This is a genomic window from Shewanella sp. LZH-2, assembly GCF_016859145.1.
Taxonomy (GTDB): Bacteria; Pseudomonadota; Gammaproteobacteria; order Enterobacterales; family Shewanellaceae; genus Shewanella; species Shewanella xiamenensis.
In genome coordinates, this window is sequence record NZ_CP069350.1 from 1919193 (window position 1) to 1937164 (window position 17972).

Sequence of the window (17972 nt, forward strand, 5' to 3'; positions counted from 1 at the left end):
CAAATGGGCCAAAGGAGTTGACTGGCGATTTTAGGCATTGGGATTGCGGGCGTTTGGCATAAGATTTTTAACATTGTGTAGAAAGACAAGGTTTTAGTGATATTTAAGGATATCGCCGGCACAAGTGTGTCTACTTTATTATTTTCGTCATGTATACTAAGCGCCGCCAAGGGGTGTTTGCCAACATTCGGCAGACTGAGATGTCATCAGACGAACCCTTAGAACCTGATCCGGCTAATACCGGCGTAGGAATGGGCCAATCAACAGCACACTTCTGAATCGCTTATTCGTTGCCGGATCTCAAACATGTATTTGAGGTCCTATGTCTAACAAAAAGTCTAACAACCAATCTTCAATCTTCACGATATCGTTAACTCGTGCACCATTAGCGCTGGCCGTCTCTGCGGCGTTAAGTGCGTCGGCATGGGCGCAAACCGATGCTATCGACAAACCTGATCCCAATAATAATATGGAAATCATGGTGGTTACGGCGGATTTTCGCAGTGCCAGTTTAGAAAAAATGCCTTCAAGCATTACCGTTATCGATGCCCAGCAAATTCAAGATGAAAGCGCCCAGCACTTTGAAGATGTGATGAACTCCATCGCCAACTTTAACTGGTCAGGTGGTAGTTCTCGCCCCAAGTATTTTCAGATCCGTGGCGTGGGTGAGCAGGAGCAATATCAAGGCGCGCCTAACTCATCCGTTGGTTATATTGTTGATGATATTGATTTATCCGGTATCGGCATGGTGTCGAGCATGTACGATCTGCAGCAGGTTGAAGTGTTACGCGGCCCGCAGGGAACCCGTTATGGCGCCAATGCGTTAGCGGGCTTAATTTACCTTAAGAGTAACGACCCAACCGATGTGTTTGAACATGGCGCCGAGGTTTCTTTAGGTAATGACGATCTACAAACCTTCAGTGGTTTTAGCTCAGGTCCCTTAAGCGATTCCGGCAAATTGCTGTATCGTGTGGCACTGCAGCAACATCAGCAAAACGGTTATCGCGACAATATCTATTTAAATAAAGAAGATACTAATGGCCGCGATGAATTTACTGGTCGCGCTAAATTGCGCTGGTATGCCACCGATGATCTGCAACTCGATTTAACCCTGCTGCATGCCGATTTTGATAACGGTTATGATGTCTGGAGTTTAACCAACGATCCGACAAACACCCTATCTGATCAACCGGGTGTCGATAGCCAGCGCACCACCGGCGCAGGTTTTAAAGCGACATATTCGGGGGCAGAGCAGTTTGAGTTGACCTCGCTGACTTCATTTGCCAATACCGATCACCACTATAGTTACGATGGCGATTGGGCCAATTCTGAGTATTGGGCATCTAAACAATGTGAAGAGGGCGGTAATGTATCGCCTTGTCAGTATGATTACTTTTGGGACAAAACCGGTCAGCGTAAAACCTTATCCCAAGAGTTTCGTTTGAGCTCGACTGACCAAGGCCGTATTTTTGCCGGCTCAACCGACTGGTTACTTGGGGTTTATGCGATGAACCTTAAAGAAGATAACCAACTGTATTCTGAATATAATACTTGGCCTGATGAGGTGTTAGATTCTGAATATGAAGCAACCAATTACGCCGTATTTGGTCAGCTGGATACGGATTTAGGTGCTGACTATGCCTTGTCTATGGGGCTGCGTGTGGAGCGTCGTAATAGTCATTACTCCGACACTAACAATGATAATTTTGACCCGAGCGAAACCATGTGGGGCGGCCATATTGCGCTGAGTAAAGTGCTCAATGAGTCCCACAATGTCTACGCCCGTGTGGCGCGAGGTTACAAGGCGGGCGGTTTCAACATGACTTTGCCAGTCGAACTCAATGATAAAAAAGAGTTTGATACCGAAACCTTATACAACTACGAAATAGGTTTAAAATCCCATTGGTTTGAAGGGCTTATCGATACTAATCTGGCACTGTTCTATATGGATAGACAGGATCAGCAAGTGGCTGCTTCCCAGCAAGATCCTAATAAGCCACAACGTTTTATTCTCTACACTGAAAATGCGGGTAGCTCAAACAACTACGGTGCCGAGCTGGATGCAACTTGGTATGCCACGGATAATCTCCAGTTTTACTCAAGCCTTGGTTGGTTACAGACTGCTTACGGTAATTACCAATATCAAGATAAATACGGTACTGATGTGGATTTAACGGGGCGCGATCTGGCCCATTCACCGCACTTAACCTATAGCCTAGGCGGTACCTATCGTGCGAACTCGGGTTGGTTTGCCAACTTGAATATGAGTGGTAAGAGCGAGTTTTACTACTCAGACAGTAACGATTCGCGCTCCGAGCCATATACTGTTGTGAATGCGCGTTTAGGTTATGAGGCAAGTGCGTGGTCAGCATATTTATGGGGCCGCAACCTATTTGATGAAGAATATGGCGTTCGTGGCTTCTATTTTGGTAATGAGCCTGATAATGGCTGGGCGGAAAAACAATATATCCGCTACGGCGACCCACGCCAAATTGGGGTAACACTGAACGTTAAGTTTATGTAGTACCCAAGCTAGCCGCGCTGTGGAGAGAGACTTGAGGCTTCATGCTATACCGTTTCACGGTGCGGCTATTTTTATGATAAGTATTTGAAATAAGGATTGAAGATGAAACTGACCGCCGAAATTAGCATGTATCCTTTTAATGAAAACTACCTCGATCCAATTAAATGGTTTATTCATCGTTTGGACAGTTATCCAACGATTGAGCGCGTGACCAATGCGATGGCGACCCAAGTGTGCGGCGACTATCAAGATGTGATGGCGATGCTGGCCACCGAAATGCAAGCCGCCCATGAGAAGTGGGGCAAAGCTGTGTTTGTGTGTAAGTTTATTGGTGGCGAGCTAAATTTAGCCCACAGCGAGTAACGCCTTTAATGAGCTTGGCCACTGCGCGATATCAGTGGTTAATTTAAGGCTCGCTCACTCAGTTACGGCTCAAGCCTACAGGTTTTTAGAATGCGATTTATCGTGAGAGTAAGGCAATGACAGATTTATGGTTAACGCTAGTCAATAGTGTTAATGCCGCCCTTGGGGAAGTCCATGTGATGACCGCGTGGGAAGCACTTGCTGTGGTATTAGCCATGGCGTATTTGCTACTGGCAATGAAGGCAAGCGTATGGTGCTGGGCGGCGGCATTTACCAGCACGGCCATTTACACTGTGTTGTTTTGGAAAGTAGCATTGCTGATGGAGTCGATGCTCAATATCTATTATATGGGCATGGCACTTTATGGATATTGGCTCTGGACTCAAGGTGGTGATAAACATCAAGGTGTTAAGGTGACCACTTGGCCGCTGAAAACACATTTAAAGTTGATTGCTGCAACGACGCTAGTCTCCCTTGGCATTGGTCATGGGATGGCGACCTTTACTCAAGCTTCTTTTCCTTATCTCGATGCTGCGACCAGCTGTTTTGCGGTGATGACCACCTATTTAGTCGCCAAAAAAGTGTTGGAGAACTGGCTGTATTGGGTCGTTATCGATCTGGTGTCGATTTACCTCTACTTGAGTAAAGGCCTTATGCTGACCTCATTATTATTTGTGCTTTATGTGGGGTTAGCTGTTGTGGGCTATTTCCTATGGCGCACCGCACTGGCCGAGAGTCGTCTCAATCTTAATGGCGAACGTGCCGCTAAGTTACTTGGTTAAGTGATGACAAATACTGATATGGACCAACTGCCAACACCTAAGATCTTAACTGCAACATCAGTGGTAAGCCGTTAATGCAGCCGTTATCTGCTGAGGTGTTTGCAAGGTTGGTTCCGATATTACGCCAGGCAGGGCTAAGCCATATCACGCATATCCATGAGTTGGCGGGTGGATTAAGTAATCATAACTATCATATTCAAACACCTGCGGCACAATACGTGTTACGTCTTAATGCCGATGCCGCCGACCGGTTTTGTTCTCGAGAGCAGGAGTTGTTTTATTGGCGTAATCTAGCTAAGGCAAAGCTTGCGCCTGAGCTGATATGGGCAAGTTGCGATCATCGTTACTATGTAAGTGCATTTATCGAATCACAGGAGATTGCCTGTCGAGTTAACGTTTCTCGGACGCCGGAAATGCTCGGCGACGGGGCTGATTTTTATCACGTGGTTAACTGGAGCGACTTGGAATATCAGTGTAGTGCGGCCGAATTCATCCATGGAGAACTGTGGGTGCAAAGGTGGCTGCAAGCGCATGCTGAAAATCTTGAGTGCGCATTATACGAGACTCCCACGCCTCAGTCTTTCGCCGCAGAGTTCACACCGCTGACATTACTTGAATTCCAGTGCCCAAATTATGCACATTCTCTATTGCAGCAATTATTGCAACAGCTACGCTTGCAATCCGCTGGGCCTTATCACATCAGCGTGACAGAGCAGTGGCAGCAATATCATCAGCAGTTATTAGCCTTTGCTGAAACCGATAAAGGTAGCGCTTGGCAGACGCGGTTGGACTCATTGTTGGGCTTACAACCGCAAATTCATCGTTGGACAAACACGTTAGCCGATTGTTTGGTGGCGGCGCAATTTTGCCATCGAGACTTAAATCCGCATAATCTGCTGCTAAAGGATAACCGGCTGTATTGTATCGACTTTGAATACGCGACTGCCTCTCATCCTTTATGTGAGCTGGCCGCTGTGCTGGCGACCCACAGATTAACGCCAGCACAGCGGCATATTTTAGTGCAGCAATATCTTGCAAAACATCCAGGCCTCACATCCACAGCAATAACGGCGATTCCAGCTGCAATTGAAATGTATTGGGTGTTTGCGCTTTACTGGGCGCTACTGATGGCGGCGCAAACCGATGTAGAGCGTCAGCAGGCGTATCTTGCTTGGTTTGATAGCTTTTGGCCGCTGGTAAGCCAAGACGCTTAAACACATCTTTACGCTACCACACTTAGTCAAAGATGCTTGCACCCATAATCCTCTGTAAAACCACTTAAGCAAAACAGTTAAGGTCAAACACTGCGTGATGTTTACTGCTATGTTATTGGTGCAACTTTTTGTTAACTTGAGTGTCGTAGGATGACAAAGAGAGAAAGGACGCAAATTGATGAAAAAAACCTTGTTGCTGTTGGTATTGGTGTTTGGGGTATCCGCGTGTTCGACTAAGTTTAGTTACCATTTTTTGGATTGGGCTATCGGTTGGGAATTAGATGACTATGTCACTTTAGATAAAACTCAGCAAAAGAGTATGGATCGGCTTATCGAAAAGTTTGTGCGTTGGCATCAATCTGAAGAGCTTGCTCACTATGTGGCGCAGTTAACCGAAGTTGAACATCTCATTCAAACCAATACCTTAACCCCTGCGCTTTGGGCTGAGCATGTCACACTCGCCAAGCGGCATTGGTTTAGGTTATTTGAGTTTGCGCTACCTGACATGTTGCCGATCATCGCATCATTAACGGATTCTCAGGTAAAGCAAATTCTTACCCAGTCTCGAAAAGACGAGCAGGAATTGATTAAGGAATTTGCCGGTAAAACTCCAGAGCAGTTACAACAAGAGGCCGATGAGAATCTTATCGAGCAATTCGATGACTGGCTGGGGAGCGTAACGGATGATCAAAAAGCCCTTATCCATCAATATAATCAACAGCGGCTATCCACCCTAGATATGTGGCTCGACTACCGCCATGAATGGCTGCGCCAATTTGAGGTTGCCCTTGGGCAGCGCAGCGATATTCCGCTGCTGACCGAGCGTTTGACGTTGCTGATGACACAGCCAGACGAGCTTAAATCAGAAAAACACCGCGCTATTTTAAGGCAAAACACCGAGGCCTTTGGGGCGTTATTGCTGGCCATTAATGCTAGTTTGACACCTAAGCAGTCGAAACATTTTTATAAGAAGCTGAACAAGCTTATTCAAGATCTTCGCGAATTAAATCAAGAGGGAATCGAAAAGGCTGTTAAGACTATGAAAGATTAATCCTGGTGACAAGGTCTATTGAACAACGTCATTTTGTTGAAGATATAGCCCATGTCCCTCGTTTCATTTTATCAAAAATCACTCAATGCTAGCCGTCTGTTTGATGGACTCGCACCCTTGGCCCTTAGGCTCTATCTTGCACCTGTACTGATGCAGGCTGGGTATAACAAACTCGCACATTTTGAAGACACCGTCGCTTGGTTTGCGAATCCCGACTGGGGGCTGGGTCTACCAATGCCGACATTAATGGCCGCGCTGGCGGCGGGCACTGAGTTTTTTGGGGCGATTTTGTTATTACTCGGATTAGCCACGCGACTGATTTCTATCCCGCTGATGATCACTATGCTGGTGGCCGCTTTTACCGTGCATTGGCCTAATGGTTGGTTGGCAATTGCCGATGGCAGTTCATGGCTGGCAAATGAGCGGGTGCTCGAAGCGGGTGACAAGCTGGATAAGGCCAAATCCCTGTTGCAGCAATACGGCAATTACGATTGGTTAACCAGTTCAGGTAACTTGGTTGTATTGAATAATGGAATTGAGTTTGCGGTGACCTATTTCATTATGTTGCTGGCACTCTTAAGCCTAGGTGGTGGGCGTTATACCAGTCTTGATTACGTTATCGCTAAGCGTTATGGCGTAAAGTAAGCCGAGCGACGTTGCCTGTAAACGCTTTCAATCCCACTTTTACGTGGGATTTTTTGTACCTCTTTAGCCGCAATTTGCTATGCTTGAGCCAATTTATACGCACCCATTTATAAGAACAGGGATAATCACTTGGACGCTATCGAACTTTTACTCACCCGCCAATCTACTCCAAGATTAACCGCGCCAGCACCCAATGAGCATGAGCTTAAAATCATTTTAGATGCGGCGATTCGAGTGCCGGATCATGGCGCGTTAGCGCCGTGGGAATTTATTATTGCCACGGGGAAGGGTTTAGACACCTTAGCGGATATCTATGTTAATGCCGCCAAAGCCAGCGGCGCAGATGAAGATTTTATCAACAAAGCCAAAGGGATGCCGATGCGTGCGCCCATGGTGATTACGGTTGTAGCGAAAACCCAACAACATCCTAAAGTGCCAGTGCTCGAGCAGCAAATTGCAGCGGGCTGCGCTACGATGGCAATGCAGCAAGCGGCATTCGCCTTAGGATTAGGCGCAGTGTGGCGCACGGGAGATTTTGCCTTCGATGCCAATGTGAATGCAGCGTTAGGTTTAGCGCCAGAGGATCAAATCGTCGGCTTTTTATATGTTGGCACCCCAGCGGTAGCCGCACCGAAAAAACCGCAAAAGGATGGCAGCCAGTACGTCCGTTACCTATAACCTAGTTTATCCCCTCTGAATGGGAGTCCTTAGTATGCAAGTTGCCCAAACCCCAAGATTACTGCTGCGGCAGTTAACGCCCGATGATGCGTCATTTATTTTGGTGCTACTCAACACCCAAGGATTTATCGACAATATTGGCGATAAAGGAGTGCGTAGCTTGCAGGACGCCAAGGATTATATCGCTAATGGGCCTGCTATCAGCTATCGCGAGCATGGTTTTGGGTTATTTGCAGTGGTACTGGCCGAAAATGGTTTTCCGATTGGGATCTGCGGGTTAATTAAAAGACCCACGCTGAAGGATGTGGATTTAGGTTATGCTTTTTTGCCTCAATATTGGGGCAAAGGCTATGCGTTTGAAGCCGCTAGGGCATCACTGGAATTCGGTAAAACCTTAGGGATTGAACGGATTGTCGCGATTGTCAGCCCACATAATCAGGCCTCTAAGTCGCTGTTGAAAAAATTGGGCATGTCGTTTGAAACCGAGTTGCAGCTAACGCCTAATGACCCCCCAGTTGAATTATTTTCCTGATAAATTCGAAGCACTCAAAAAATGAGGCCCCAACATTGGGGGCCTCATTATGCGATTAACTAACGTTACTTTTTACTGAAACACTATCGCTGGAATGGATATACGCTCCCGAGTTTCATGATTTGAGTGAGCTCATCTAGTGCGGTGCGTGATTCGATAACTAATTGCGGATCGGCTAAATCCTGAGTTGATAAACGGTCGCGATAGTGCTTATCTACCCAAGCGTTTAAACGTGCAAATAAAGCATCGTTAAGTAAAGTGTGCTGATTTACTGCGGCAACTTCGCGCTCATTCATGGCAACCCGTAAACGTAAGCAGGCTGGGCCGCCGCCATTTTGCATGCTTTGTTTCACATCGAAATACCGCACTTGTTTGATTGGCGTATTTAAGGTGAGTAGCTCATTTAAATAAGCATAAACAGCGGGGTTTTCTTGGCAGTCGGTTGGGGCAATGATCGCCATCTCTCCTGAGGGGAGAGTGATGATTTGGGTATTAAATAGATAACTTTTCACCGCATCGTTAATCGCCACTTTGGCGGTTGGAACTTCGATAAAATATAACTCGGTATTGAGTTTGCGTTTTATTTCATCCAATTTTGCCTGTGTATTTAAAAATGCTTGCTCGTGGTAAAAAAGCACATTTTGGTTACCCACGGCAATCACATCATTGTGAAATACGCCTTGATCAATCACGTCGGGATTTTGTTGAATAAAAACGCAGTTATCCTCTTCGAGTTGATGCAATCTTGCTATCGCCATCGAGGCCTCGAGGGTTTGTCTTGCCGGATATTTCAGTGGTTTAGGAGCATGAGGATTTGTCGCCTCTTGTCCATAAACAAAGAGTTCAACCCCAGCATGGCCGTATTCCTGACACAGGCGAGTGTGGTTCGCTGCGCCCTCATCACCGAAGCTATTATGCTCAGGTAAATGATTATGGTGATGAAAATAGTGGGGATCATTGAAAGTTGCTGTTAAGATGCGCCCCGTTGTGATGGGCTCGATGCTGCGATGCAACTTATCGACCAGATTAGCGGGCGTAAAATGCAGTTTACCATCACGGGTGTCGGCACTGGGTGACACGGTAGCCGCATTAGCCGTCCACATGCTTGAAGCACTGCAACAGGCATTAAGTAGTGCAGGCGCGGTTTTAGCGGCTTGTTGTAAAACTTGGGCATCGCTGCCAGAAAAACCAATTCGGCGCAACGTGTTTAGATCGGGGCGCTCTTGTGGCGCTAACATGCCTTGGATCATCCCTAAATCAGCGAGTGCTTTGGCTTTTTGCAAACCTTGTTTAGCGGCGGCTTTAGGATTAGAGACTAAAGCGGCGTTGTTGAGTGAGGCCACATTGCCAAAAGACAAACCGGCATAATTGTGGGTTGGCCCAACGAGTCCGTCGAAATTCGCTTCAAAGTGCTTCATTGCATATCCTTGTGATAGGGAAGGTTATTATTTATTCAAATGGTCCCTGAAGCGACCCAGTATACTGAAGGTTTTTGTGGGCACAAGCGCACGGTTTTGTGCTCAAAGCGACTTTTTCGCGATAAATGCATAACTATTTCTTGCTTGCTGGCAAATAATGAAATATTAGTTTTTAATTACGCAATATTATTTTTTTTACATTTTTTCAACTTTGATTAAAAAGTGACTCGCTGGTACATATAAAAGAGGGATTAGCTTGAAACTCTCAATGCAACCCTCTATATATGGAGCCAATTTCCACCTTCTTGAGATTTTTTGGCGCAAATCAAACTATGGGTAAATCGCTAGTTATTGTCGAATCACCGGCCAAAGCTAAGACCATTAATAAATATCTTGGCAAAGAATTCATCGTTAAATCGAGCGTAGGTCATATCCGTGATCTGCCTACATCTTCTATATCTGACGGCACCGATAAGGTGAAACCTGCCGCCGAAGTAAAGAAGATGTCGCCAGAAGAAAAGGCGCGATACAAAAAGATGAAAGATCATCAAGCGCTGGTATCGCGTATGGGCGTTAACCCTGAAAAGGGCTGGGCGGCTAAATATCAAATTCTACCGGGTAAAGAGAAAGTGGTTAAAGAGCTGCAAGCCTTAGCCGATTCTGCTGACCAAATTTATCTCGCAACGGACTTAGACCGTGAAGGGGAAGCCATCGCCTGGCATTTGCAAGAGGTGATTGGTGGCGATCCTTCACGGTATCAGCGCGTGGTGTTTAACGAGATCACCAAATCTGCGATTCAAGAAGCCTTTAGTAAGCCTTCTTCCCTCGACACCAATATGGTTAATGCCCAACAGGCACGACGCTTTTTAGACCGTGTCGTCGGCTTTATGGTGTCACCACTGTTGTGGAAGAAGGTTGCCCGTGGTTTATCCGCAGGACGGGTACAATCTGTGGCAGTGCGTCTCGTGGTGGAACGTGAAAGCGAAATCAAAGCCTTTGTGCCAGAAGAGTTTTGGGATGTGCATGCTGAGCTTAATACGCCAGCCAGCGAAGCACTGCGCATGGAAGTGGTTAAGTATTTAGATTCAGCTTTTGAGCCAACCAACGAGCAACAAGCGTTAGCCGCGGTGCAGGCCTTATCTTCGGCTAGCTTTAAAGTGATTGCCCGTGAAGACAAAGCGACTCAAAGTAAACCTTCCGCCCCCTTTATTACCTCCACCCTGCAACAAGCGGCCAGTACTCGTTTAGGCTTTGGGGTGAAGAAAACCATGATGATGGCGCAGCGCTTGTACGAAGCGGGTCACATCACGTATATGCGTACCGACTCGACAAACCTAAGCCAAGAGGCCTTAGACAGCGTACGTGAGATGATCAGCAAGGAATACGGCGCCAAGTATTTACCTGCCGAGCCTATCCGCTACGGTTCTAAGGAAGGCGCACAAGAAGCGCACGAAGCGATTCGTCCTTCAAATGTCAATGTTGAAGCTGCGGCCTTAACTGATATGGAACGTGATGCGCAGCGCCTTTACGAGTTAATTTGGCGTCAGTTTGTCTCCTGCCAGATGACACCTGCCCAATACGATGCGACTAAACTCACGGTGAAAGCAGGCGACTACGAACTTAAAGCAACAGGACGCATCCTGCGCTTTGACGGTTGGACCCGTGTTCAAACTGCAATCAAGAAGAAAAACGAAGAAGACAATACGCTACCGGCAGTGAACGAAGGGGATGTATTATCTCTCGTTGAACTCGAGCCTAAACAACATTTTACTAAGCCTCCAGCGCGATACAGTGAAGCGTCATTGGTTAAAGAGTTAGAGAAGCGCGGTATTGGCCGTCCGTCAACCTACGCCACCATTATTTCGACGATTCAAGAACGTGGCTACGTGAAAGTGGAAAACCGCCGCTTCTACGCTGAAAAAATGGGCGAAATAGTCAGTGAACGCTTAGTCAATAGTTTTGCCGAGTTGATGAGCTATGACTTTACCGCCAGTATGGAACAGACCCTCGACGATGTTGCTAAGGGTGAGTTGGATTGGAAAAAAGTGCTCGATGGTTTCTATGCTGACTTCACTAAACAATTAGAGAAAGCAGAATTAGCACCGGAAGAGGGCGGTATGCGCCTCAATCAAATGGTGATGACCAATATTAAGTGCCCTACTTGCGGTCGTCCAATGGGGATCCGTACAGGCACAACAGGGGTATTCCTCGGTTGTTCTGGTTACGAGTTGCCACCAAAAGAGCGCTGCAAAACCACCATGAACTTAACGCCAGGCATTGAAGCGATCAGCGATAGTGAAGATGCCGAAACCGATGCATTGCGTGCCAAGCACCGCTGTGGTATTTGCGGCACGGCAATGGACAGTTATCTTATCGACGAAAAACGCAAACTGCATGTTTGTGGTAATAACCCTGTTTGTGAGGGGTATGAAGTCGAAGAAGGGCAATTTAAGATCAAAGGTTACGAAGGCCCATTAATCGAATGTGACCGCTGCGGTCATGATATGGAACTGAAAAACGGTCGTTTTGGTAAGTACTTCGGTTGTACGAATGCGGAATGTAAGAATACTCGTAAGTTACTGAAAAACGGTGAAGCGGCGCCACCAAAAGAAGATCCTATTTACTTACCAGAGCTTAAATGTAGCAAGTCGGATGCGCACTTTGTGCTGCGTGACGGGGCGGCAGGGATATTCTTAGCGGCCAGTACCTTCCCTAAATCGAGGGAAACCCGTGCGCCACTGGTTGAAGAATTAGTGAAATACCGTGAACTCTTATGGCCTAAGTATCAGTATCTTGCAGATGCACCTATCGCTGATGATGACGGCAATAAGGCGGCGGTGAAGTTTAGCCGTAAGACCAAAGAGCAATATGTGGCGACGGAAGTCGACGGTAAAGCCACTGGATGGTCCGCCCATTATGTTAATGGTAAATGGGTAAGTGAATCATCAGCGAAGAAAGCGAAGAAATAAACATGTGCTTATGGGCATGTTCACAAATCGTCATTGAGGATGAACGCTTTGTGAATATGCTCTAGGTTGTGTTACTGCTTAAGTTAGATTTCAACCAATAAAAAAGCCAAGTCACTGACTTGGCTTTTGTGTTTTAAAGATTGATCACCATTTCTTTTTCGGTTGAAACAGCATATCGATATCGTCTTCTTCATTCTTGGGCTTAGGTGCACTGGGTGCAGTGAGTTTTTGTGCGCCCATAATTTCATCTAATAGCATTTTGGCTTCATCGACTTTACGGGCGATGAAGGGGTCGTTTGGCGTCTGCGCTTTAATCGCATGCAAAGTGGCTAATGCTTTAGTCACCATTTGCTTTGAAGATCCGTATTGCTTCATAAAACTTGCGGCGCGAGCACGTGACAACATAGAGTCAACGTTAATTCTGAGCTGTAAACTATCAATACGATTTTCTTCCTGACCAAACACCGCTGGGTCGACTCTCCCCTTGTTATGCTCTGCACGCAAAATGGCTTTTAGTTTCTTTAACGTTTGTACTAACACCAAAGTTTGTTTGTCGTTATCAGGCAATCTAAAATTCTCAATCGGCGGGACTTGAGGTGGGTTAGCTTGTAATGAATCAATTTGATTTTTGATATCGGCAAGTCGACGTTGAAAATCAGCTTGTTGTTGGCTTGTGCTCAGTGATGTTGCCATTTCCAAAGCATCTTGAACACGGCGATAGAGCACTAACATTATATGTGTACTACAAGGTATCATCCCTGTATTGGATAATACGGTTTCTGTTTCATCAAGAATCGCACGTTGGCGGGCAAATTCAATCCTACGTTCAGCCTCTGCACGTTCTTTTTGTTGTTGTATTACGTTAATTCCGATAACAAGCAGTAATAGTGCACCGATGAGGATCAGAACCAAGGTGAATGTCATAGCTGTTCCATTATTTATCCAATTGAGCTAATGCTACAATAAATCAATAAACTAGCATAGTTATCTTAGCCTAGGTTATCATTTCTGTCGTTTGAAACATAAGACTTGTGCTCTATATTCCTATTTGCTTTAATTTTTACTATATACTATAACGATTGATTATAGCTGATACTGAGTGGTGCTATTTTAACCAATCCATTTCAGCCTGTTTGAGACAAGGACATAAGATGAAACTGCAACAGCTCAGGTATATTGCTGAGGTCGTAAAGCATAACCTTAACGTATCGGCCACAGCTGAAAATTTATACACATCACAGCCTGGGATCAGTAAGCAAGTTCGCATGTTGGAAGATGAATTAGGTATTCAAATATTTGGTCGCAGTGGTAAACATTTGACCCATGTGACGCCAGCTGGACAGCAGGTGATTAATATCGCCAATGACATCTTAGGTAAAGTTGAAAGTATTAAAAAAGTATCTGAGGAATATACAAAACCGGATCAAGGTGAATTGAATATTGCGACAACGGATACCCAAGCTCGCTATGCTTTACCCCATATCATTCGCCAGTTTATCGACCGTTATCCCAAAGTTAACCTACATATGCATCAGGGGACGCCATCGCAGATCAGTGAGCAGGCAGCCCGAGGTGATGCTGATTTTGCGATTGCAACCGAAGCGATGCATTTGTATTCCGATTTGATTATGTTGCCTTGTTATCACTGGAATCGCTCCGTCGTTGTGCCAAAAGATCATCCCTTGGCGACACGGACTCATATTAGTATTGAAGATTTAGCTCGTTTTCCATTAGTGACTTATGTGTTTGGGTTTGATCGGGCATCGGAAATTGAGAAAGCGTTTAATCGTGCAAACCTTGAGCCGCGGGTTGTCTTTAGTGCTACCAGCGCTGATGTGCTGAAAACCTATGTGCGCTTAGGCTTAGGTGTAGGAGTGATTGCCTCTATGGCGATTGATCCAAATATTGATAAAGATTTAGTTGCCATCGATGCTGGCCATTTATTTGCCCATAGCACCACTAAAATTGGTTTCAGGAAGGGTAGTTTCTTACGAAGTTATATGTATGATTTTATTCAACACTTTGCGCCACATTTAACTCGTGATGTAGTTGAGAAGGCCGTCGCATTGCGTGATCAGCAATTAATTGATGAGATGTTTGCAGATAAAAATCTGCCTATGCGTTGATTAAGCTACACTATTGGTGAAATTAATAAAAATGCCGCATCAATTGCGGCATTTTTATTGTGTTGAGAATTGAAATGACACGTACGACTATGACAAATCGACTTTATCCATTTCAAGCTGACTTAAAGCAATAACCGCTTGAGTGCGATTACGAACGCCTAGTTTTCTAAAAATGGCAGTGGCGTGCGCTTTTATTGTTGCTTCAGAAACCCCTAAGTCATAGGCGATTTGTTTATTGAGCAAGCCCTCAGCAAACATTTGCAGTACTTTATATTGCTGCGGCGTGAGATCTGAGAGCTTACTGGCCATTTTATCAGTGCTGTCATCTTCGATAGGTATAATATCAGCACCTTTAGGTAGCCATAAATCCCCACATAAAACAGCGGTTAGGGCTTCTTTCAAGGTTTCCATCGACGCCGATTTAGGGATAAAACCACTACCACCATAGTGAATAGCACGGCTAATGGTATTGATATCCTCGTGGGCCGAAATCACAATAACAGGCAGCTCAGGGTAGTGAGAGCGCAGATGGATAAGCGTCGAATAGCCGTGGGAACCTGGCATCTGCAAATCCAGTAAAACCAAATCGTAGCTGACACTTTGTGAATCTAACACAGACTGCAACGCATCGGCACTGTCAGCCTCAAACCACTGGGTGCGCTCAAAGGCACTACTGAGTGCTTGACGTAGTGCATTTCGAAACAATGGATGGTCGTCGGCAATAATTATATTTAAGTTTTCTAGCTTCATGGCTTTTTTGATTATGTTCGTGGCGCGTGAAGATTAAACCCAATGTAACAGAAAAGTAATCGAGGATCCTATTGGTTTATGCAGCAAGAAGGACAAAATTTTTATATGTTTCTGGTTGTTATACTTTTGTCTTGCTTAAATGAACGAATAAATTAGCCCTAAAACCTTGCTGTTAAAGGGCTAGAGTACGTTATTACGTAGTATAAATCTTATTCAGCCGTCCACACTTGGGTTGGATGGCGTTGTTCGTCTACCGCAACAAAGGTGAATACGCCACGGATCGCATGCTCACGGTGATCTTGGTACATGTCTTCGACAAAAATATTGACTTCGACCTTTAACGAGGTATTACCTACATGGATCACGCGGGCGATAAGCTCTGCTAAGGTACCCGCTGGAATAGGTTTTTTAAAGTCGATTCGATCAGAGCTGACTGTAACTAAGGCTTTACGGCAGAAACGAGTCGCAGCAATAAAAGCGGTTTCATCCATCCATGCTAAGGCTTCACCACCAAATAAGGTATTGTGGTGATTGGTGATAGAAGGAAATACGGCTTTGATTACCCGCGCTTCGGATTGATTGATTCGTTGTTCAATGGCATCGGAAAAAGCAGGGCGAGTAGAGTCGAGTGAATGTGGCATACGGCAACCTGAGGTTATGCATTTTCAAGAGGCGCGATTATAGTGAGTTTTCAATTTGAATGATATAAAACGACTATATCGTTAGGTTTTAGGACAAAACGAAAAGTAAAAAGGCTTCCAGTGGAAGCCTTTAGTGTTTGGTAATCGACTTATTTACCGAGAAGTTCACGCCTATCGCGTGAGGCTTTAGCCAGATCTCGCAGTAATTTTTCTGAGTCATCCCAATGTAAGCAGGCATCGGTAATGCTTTGGCCATAGCATAAAGGTTGACCCTCAATCACTTTTTGATTGCCTTCCTGTAAGAAACTTTCTGCCATGATGCCGGCAATGGCCGTACTTCCCGCGCGCATTTGCGCCATGATATTTTCAGCAACGACCAGTTGTTTTAGGTGATTTTTTTCACTGTTACCGTGGCTAAAATCAACCACCACACGCGGCGTTACATTGACAGACTCAAGTTTTAATCTTGCTTGTTCAATGTCTTGCTCAAAGTAATTCGGCTTTTTACCGCCACGTAAAATAATGTGGCCGTAAGGATTGCCATGGGTACGATAGACAGACATGGCGCCATCTTTATCTGGTGAATAGAAAATATGTGGCACTTTGGCGGCACGAACGGCATCAACGGCGATGTTGATATTGCCATCGGTTCCATTTTTAAAACCCACAGGGCAGGAGAGTGCCGAGGCCATTTCGCGGTGGACTTGGCTTTCAGTGGTGCGAGCGCCGATAGCGCCCCAGGTGATTAAATCAGCAATATATTGACCGTTCACCATATCTAAAAACTCGGTGGCAATCGGCAATTTCAGCTCAGTGATTTGCTGTAGTAGCTGACGGGCAATACGCAATCCTTTATTGGGTTCAAAGCTGCCATCTAAGTCAGGATCGGAAATTAACCCTTTCCAGCCAACAATGGTGCGCGGCTTTTCAAAGTACACCCGCATTAAAATACAGAGATCGTCCTTTAACTCTTGATGCAGCACAGCTAAACGGCGGGCGTAGTCGAGGGCAGCTTGCGTATCATGGATAGAGCAAGGGCCAATGATCACCAGTAGACGATGATCTTCGCCCATAATAATGGCTTCAACTTCACGACGTTGCTGAACGAGGTAATCGGCTGCATCTTGGGTTAACGGGTACTCAGATGCCAGTTGTGCAGGTGAGATGACTTTAGCTAATAAGGAAGTGCGTAATTCGTCTGTTTTAATGGTCATTCAAAATACCGAGCTTGCGTGCGGCGCTTTTCGCCAGATTGCCTCGGATTATAACGAATCGAACAGCATTGCACAGTGCCAATTGTGTTAATTGTCGGCAACTGTGCAATGAATTTGATTTAAGTTAGACCTATTTAGCCTAAATCGAGGGACTCGATTGTCTCGTTCGAAATCATCAAGATTAGAACATATGACGTTCTAAGCCGGTGACATCCAAAATCTTAGTGGCGATTTCTTCGACCGAGTGGTTGGTGGTGTCGATATAGGGAATACGTTCACGTTTGAACATCATCTCGACTTCTTTTACCTCTAAACGACACTGCTTTAAGGAAGAGTAGCGACTGTTTTCCATCCGACTTTGGCGGATTTCATGTAAGCGTACCGGATCGATGGTCAACCCAAACAATTTTTTCTTATTGCGTTTTAAGGCTTCGGGCAGTTTAAGGTTATCCATATCGTCTTCGGTGAACGGGTAGTTAGCCGCTTTAATACCAAACTGCATCGATAAATAGAGGCTGGACGGGGTTTTACCGCAGCGAGACACGCCCAGCAGGATCAAATCGGCCTGATCCATATGCTTCATGGTTTGGCCATCATCATTATCCATCGCAAAATTGATGGCATCGATACGGGCTTCATAACCCTGATTGGCTTTACCGTGGGTGCGGTGTAATACAGGCGATGCACTTACGCCTAAATGTTGTTCAAGTGGAGCGACGAAGGTATTTAAAAAATCGTAATCGAGACCTTCACTCGAATAAATGATGTCCCGAATTTCCGGTTTAACGATTGAATGGAACACTAAGGGGCGTTCGCCTGTTGTAATAAAACAATCATTAATTTGTCGTTTAACGTTTTCAGCTTTTGCCAATGTTTCAACAAATGGAATTGTAAGTGACTCAAATTCTAATGGAAATTGCGAGAGAACTGCATGCCCAAAAACCTCTGCTGTGATCGCTGTGCCGTCGGAGATGTAAAATACCTTTGGTGCCATACTGACCTCTTGTAGTAATAAAATTACAAATAAAATTATAGATTTACGCTTCTTCAGCGGGAGTGTAAAAT

16 protein-coding genes and 1 riboswitch are annotated in these 17972 nt (G+C 45.4%); of the genes, 10 read left to right on the top strand and 6 right to left on the bottom strand.

The genetic code is table 11. From position 1 onward, the window contains the following. The first annotated feature begins 159 nt into the window (after nt 1-159). A riboswitch (TPP riboswitch) is annotated at nt 160-269 on the top strand. A 53-nt stretch (nt 270-322) separates the two neighbouring features. The 8 genes from JM642_RS08635 to JM642_RS08670 all read left to right on the top strand — a co-directional run bounded on the left by JM642_RS08635 (nt 323) and on the right by JM642_RS08670 (nt 7789). After that, nucleotides 323-2524 carry a TonB-dependent receptor gene (locus JM642_RS08635; protein ID WP_203433453.1) on the top strand — a complete coding sequence of 734 codons (2202 nt, stop codon included), beginning with the start codon at nt 323-325 and terminating at the stop codon, nt 2522-2524. Between the two features lie 102 nt (nt 2525-2626). After that, on the top strand, nt 2627-2887 hold the full coding sequence (locus JM642_RS08640) for a hypothetical protein (RefSeq protein ID WP_037419498.1): 261 nt from the start codon (nt 2627-2629) through the stop codon (nt 2885-2887). A gap of 116 nt (nt 2888-3003) precedes the next feature. After that, a complete protein-coding gene (gene pnuC / locus JM642_RS08645; protein WP_037419501.1) occupies nt 3004-3669 on the top strand; it encodes a nicotinamide riboside transporter PnuC in 666 nt (221 codons plus the stop codon). 74 nt (nt 3670-3743) lie between these two features. Next, nucleotides 3744-4883 carry a phosphotransferase gene (locus JM642_RS08650; RefSeq protein WP_203433455.1) on the top strand — a complete coding sequence of 380 codons (1140 nt, stop codon included), beginning with the start codon at nt 3744-3746 and terminating at the stop codon, nt 4881-4883. Nucleotides 4884-5061: 178 nt separating this feature from the next. Then, complete coding sequence (locus JM642_RS08655) at nt 5062-5934, top strand: DUF6279 family lipoprotein (protein WP_203433457.1); 873 nt, start codon at nt 5062-5064, stop codon at nt 5932-5934. Between the two features lie 51 nt (nt 5935-5985). Beyond that, a complete protein-coding gene (locus tag JM642_RS08660) occupies nt 5986-6579 on the top strand; it encodes a DoxX family protein (RefSeq protein WP_188871549.1) in 594 nt (197 codons plus the stop codon). A gap of 129 nt (nt 6580-6708) precedes the next feature. After that, complete coding sequence (locus JM642_RS08665; protein ID WP_144345663.1) at nt 6709-7257, top strand: NAD(P)H nitroreductase; 549 nt, start codon at nt 6709-6711, stop codon at nt 7255-7257. Nucleotides 7258-7291: 34 nt separating this feature from the next. After that, nucleotides 7292-7789 carry a GNAT family N-acetyltransferase gene (locus JM642_RS08670; protein WP_047538930.1) on the top strand — a complete coding sequence of 166 codons (498 nt, stop codon included), beginning with the start codon at nt 7292-7294 and terminating at the stop codon, nt 7787-7789. Between the two features lie 83 nt (nt 7790-7872). On the opposite strand, the gene astB is transcribed toward JM642_RS08670, so the two are convergent. Next, nucleotides 7873-9207: an N-succinylarginine dihydrolase gene (gene astB, locus JM642_RS08675; RefSeq protein ID WP_188871547.1), complete on the bottom strand. Its 1335-nt coding sequence runs from the start codon at nt 9205-9207 to the stop codon at nt 7873-7875. Between the two features lie 332 nt (nt 9208-9539). On the opposite strand from astB, the gene topA reads away from it, so the two are divergent. Then, nucleotides 9540-12176, top strand: a complete 2637-nt coding sequence (gene topA, locus JM642_RS08680) for a type I DNA topoisomerase (protein ID WP_069455457.1) — start codon at nt 9540-9542, stop codon at nt 12174-12176. Between the two features lie 144 nt (nt 12177-12320). On the opposite strand, the gene zomB is transcribed toward topA, so the two are convergent. Beyond that, nucleotides 12321-13100 carry a flagellar motor control protein ZomB gene (gene zomB / locus JM642_RS08685; RefSeq protein ID WP_037419518.1) on the bottom strand — a complete coding sequence of 260 codons (780 nt, stop codon included), beginning with the start codon at nt 13098-13100 and terminating at the stop codon, nt 12321-12323. Nucleotides 13101-13327: 227 nt separating this feature from the next. Here zomB and cysB point away from each other — a divergent pair, with 227 nt between their 5' ends. Further along, nucleotides 13328-14302, top strand: coding sequence for an HTH-type transcriptional regulator CysB (cysB, locus tag JM642_RS08690; protein ID WP_011622367.1), 975 nt, complete (start codon nt 13328-13330; stop codon nt 14300-14302). Nucleotides 14303-14389: 87 nt separating this feature from the next. Here the strand turns inward: cysB and JM642_RS08695 are convergent, their stop codons facing one another. The 4 genes from JM642_RS08695 to JM642_RS08710 all read right to left on the bottom strand — a co-directional run bounded on the left by JM642_RS08695 (nt 14390) and on the right by JM642_RS08710 (nt 17901). Further along, entirely contained in the window at nt 14390-15052 is a 663-nt protein-coding gene (locus JM642_RS08695; protein ID WP_037419521.1) for a response regulator transcription factor, read from the bottom strand. Nucleotides 15053-15261: 209 nt separating this feature from the next. Continuing rightward, nucleotides 15262-15693, bottom strand: a complete 432-nt coding sequence (locus JM642_RS08700) for an acyl-CoA thioesterase (RefSeq protein WP_037419524.1) — start codon at nt 15691-15693, stop codon at nt 15262-15264. A gap of 149 nt (nt 15694-15842) precedes the next feature. After that, nucleotides 15843-16907 carry a 3-deoxy-7-phosphoheptulonate synthase gene (locus tag JM642_RS08705; protein ID WP_169548200.1) on the bottom strand — a complete coding sequence of 355 codons (1065 nt, stop codon included), beginning with the start codon at nt 16905-16907 and terminating at the stop codon, nt 15843-15845. Between the two features lie 181 nt (nt 16908-17088). Next, a complete protein-coding gene (locus JM642_RS08710; protein ID WP_011072591.1) occupies nt 17089-17901 on the bottom strand; it encodes a pyruvate, water dikinase regulatory protein in 813 nt (270 codons plus the stop codon). Nucleotides 17902-17972: the final 71 nt, after the last annotated feature.

Excerpts from the sequence above, each read along its gene's own strand:
- JM642_RS08635 (WP_203433453.1), top strand. The coding sequence starts at position 323 with ATGTCTAACAAAAAGTCTAACAACCAATCTTCAATCTTCACGATATCG.
- JM642_RS08640 (WP_037419498.1), top strand. The coding sequence starts at position 2,627 with ATGAAACTGACCGCCGAAATTAGCATGTATCCTTTTAATGAAAACTAC.
- pnuC (WP_037419501.1), top strand. The coding sequence starts at position 3,004 with ATGACAGATTTATGGTTAACGCTAGTCAATAGTGTTAATGCCGCCCTT.
- JM642_RS08650 (WP_203433455.1), top strand. The coding sequence starts at position 3,744 with ATGCAGCCGTTATCTGCTGAGGTGTTTGCAAGGTTGGTTCCGATATTA.
- JM642_RS08655 (WP_203433457.1), top strand. The coding sequence starts at position 5,062 with ATGAAAAAAACCTTGTTGCTGTTGGTATTGGTGTTTGGGGTATCCGCG.
- JM642_RS08660 (WP_188871549.1), top strand. The coding sequence starts at position 5,986 with ATGTCCCTCGTTTCATTTTATCAAAAATCACTCAATGCTAGCCGTCTG.
- JM642_RS08670 (WP_047538930.1), top strand. The coding sequence starts at position 7,292 with ATGCAAGTTGCCCAAACCCCAAGATTACTGCTGCGGCAGTTAACGCCC.
- astB (WP_188871547.1), bottom strand. The coding sequence starts at position 9,207 with ATGAAGCACTTTGAAGCGAATTTCGACGGACTCGTTGGGCCAACCCAC.
- topA (WP_069455457.1), top strand. The coding sequence starts at position 9,540 with ATGGGTAAATCGCTAGTTATTGTCGAATCACCGGCCAAAGCTAAGACC.
- zomB (WP_037419518.1), bottom strand. The coding sequence starts at position 13,100 with ATGACATTCACCTTGGTTCTGATCCTCATCGGTGCACTATTACTGCTT.
- cysB (WP_011622367.1), top strand. The coding sequence starts at position 13,328 with ATGAAACTGCAACAGCTCAGGTATATTGCTGAGGTCGTAAAGCATAAC.
- JM642_RS08695 (WP_037419521.1), bottom strand. The coding sequence starts at position 15,052 with ATGAAGCTAGAAAACTTAAATATAATTATTGCCGACGACCATCCATTG.
- JM642_RS08700 (WP_037419524.1), bottom strand. The coding sequence starts at position 15,693 with ATGCCACATTCACTCGACTCTACTCGCCCTGCTTTTTCCGATGCCATT.
- JM642_RS08705 (WP_169548200.1), bottom strand. The coding sequence starts at position 16,907 with ATGACCATTAAAACAGACGAATTACGCACTTCCTTATTAGCTAAAGTC.
- JM642_RS08710 (WP_011072591.1), bottom strand. The coding sequence starts at position 17,901 with ATGGCACCAAAGGTATTTTACATCTCCGACGGCACAGCGATCACAGCA.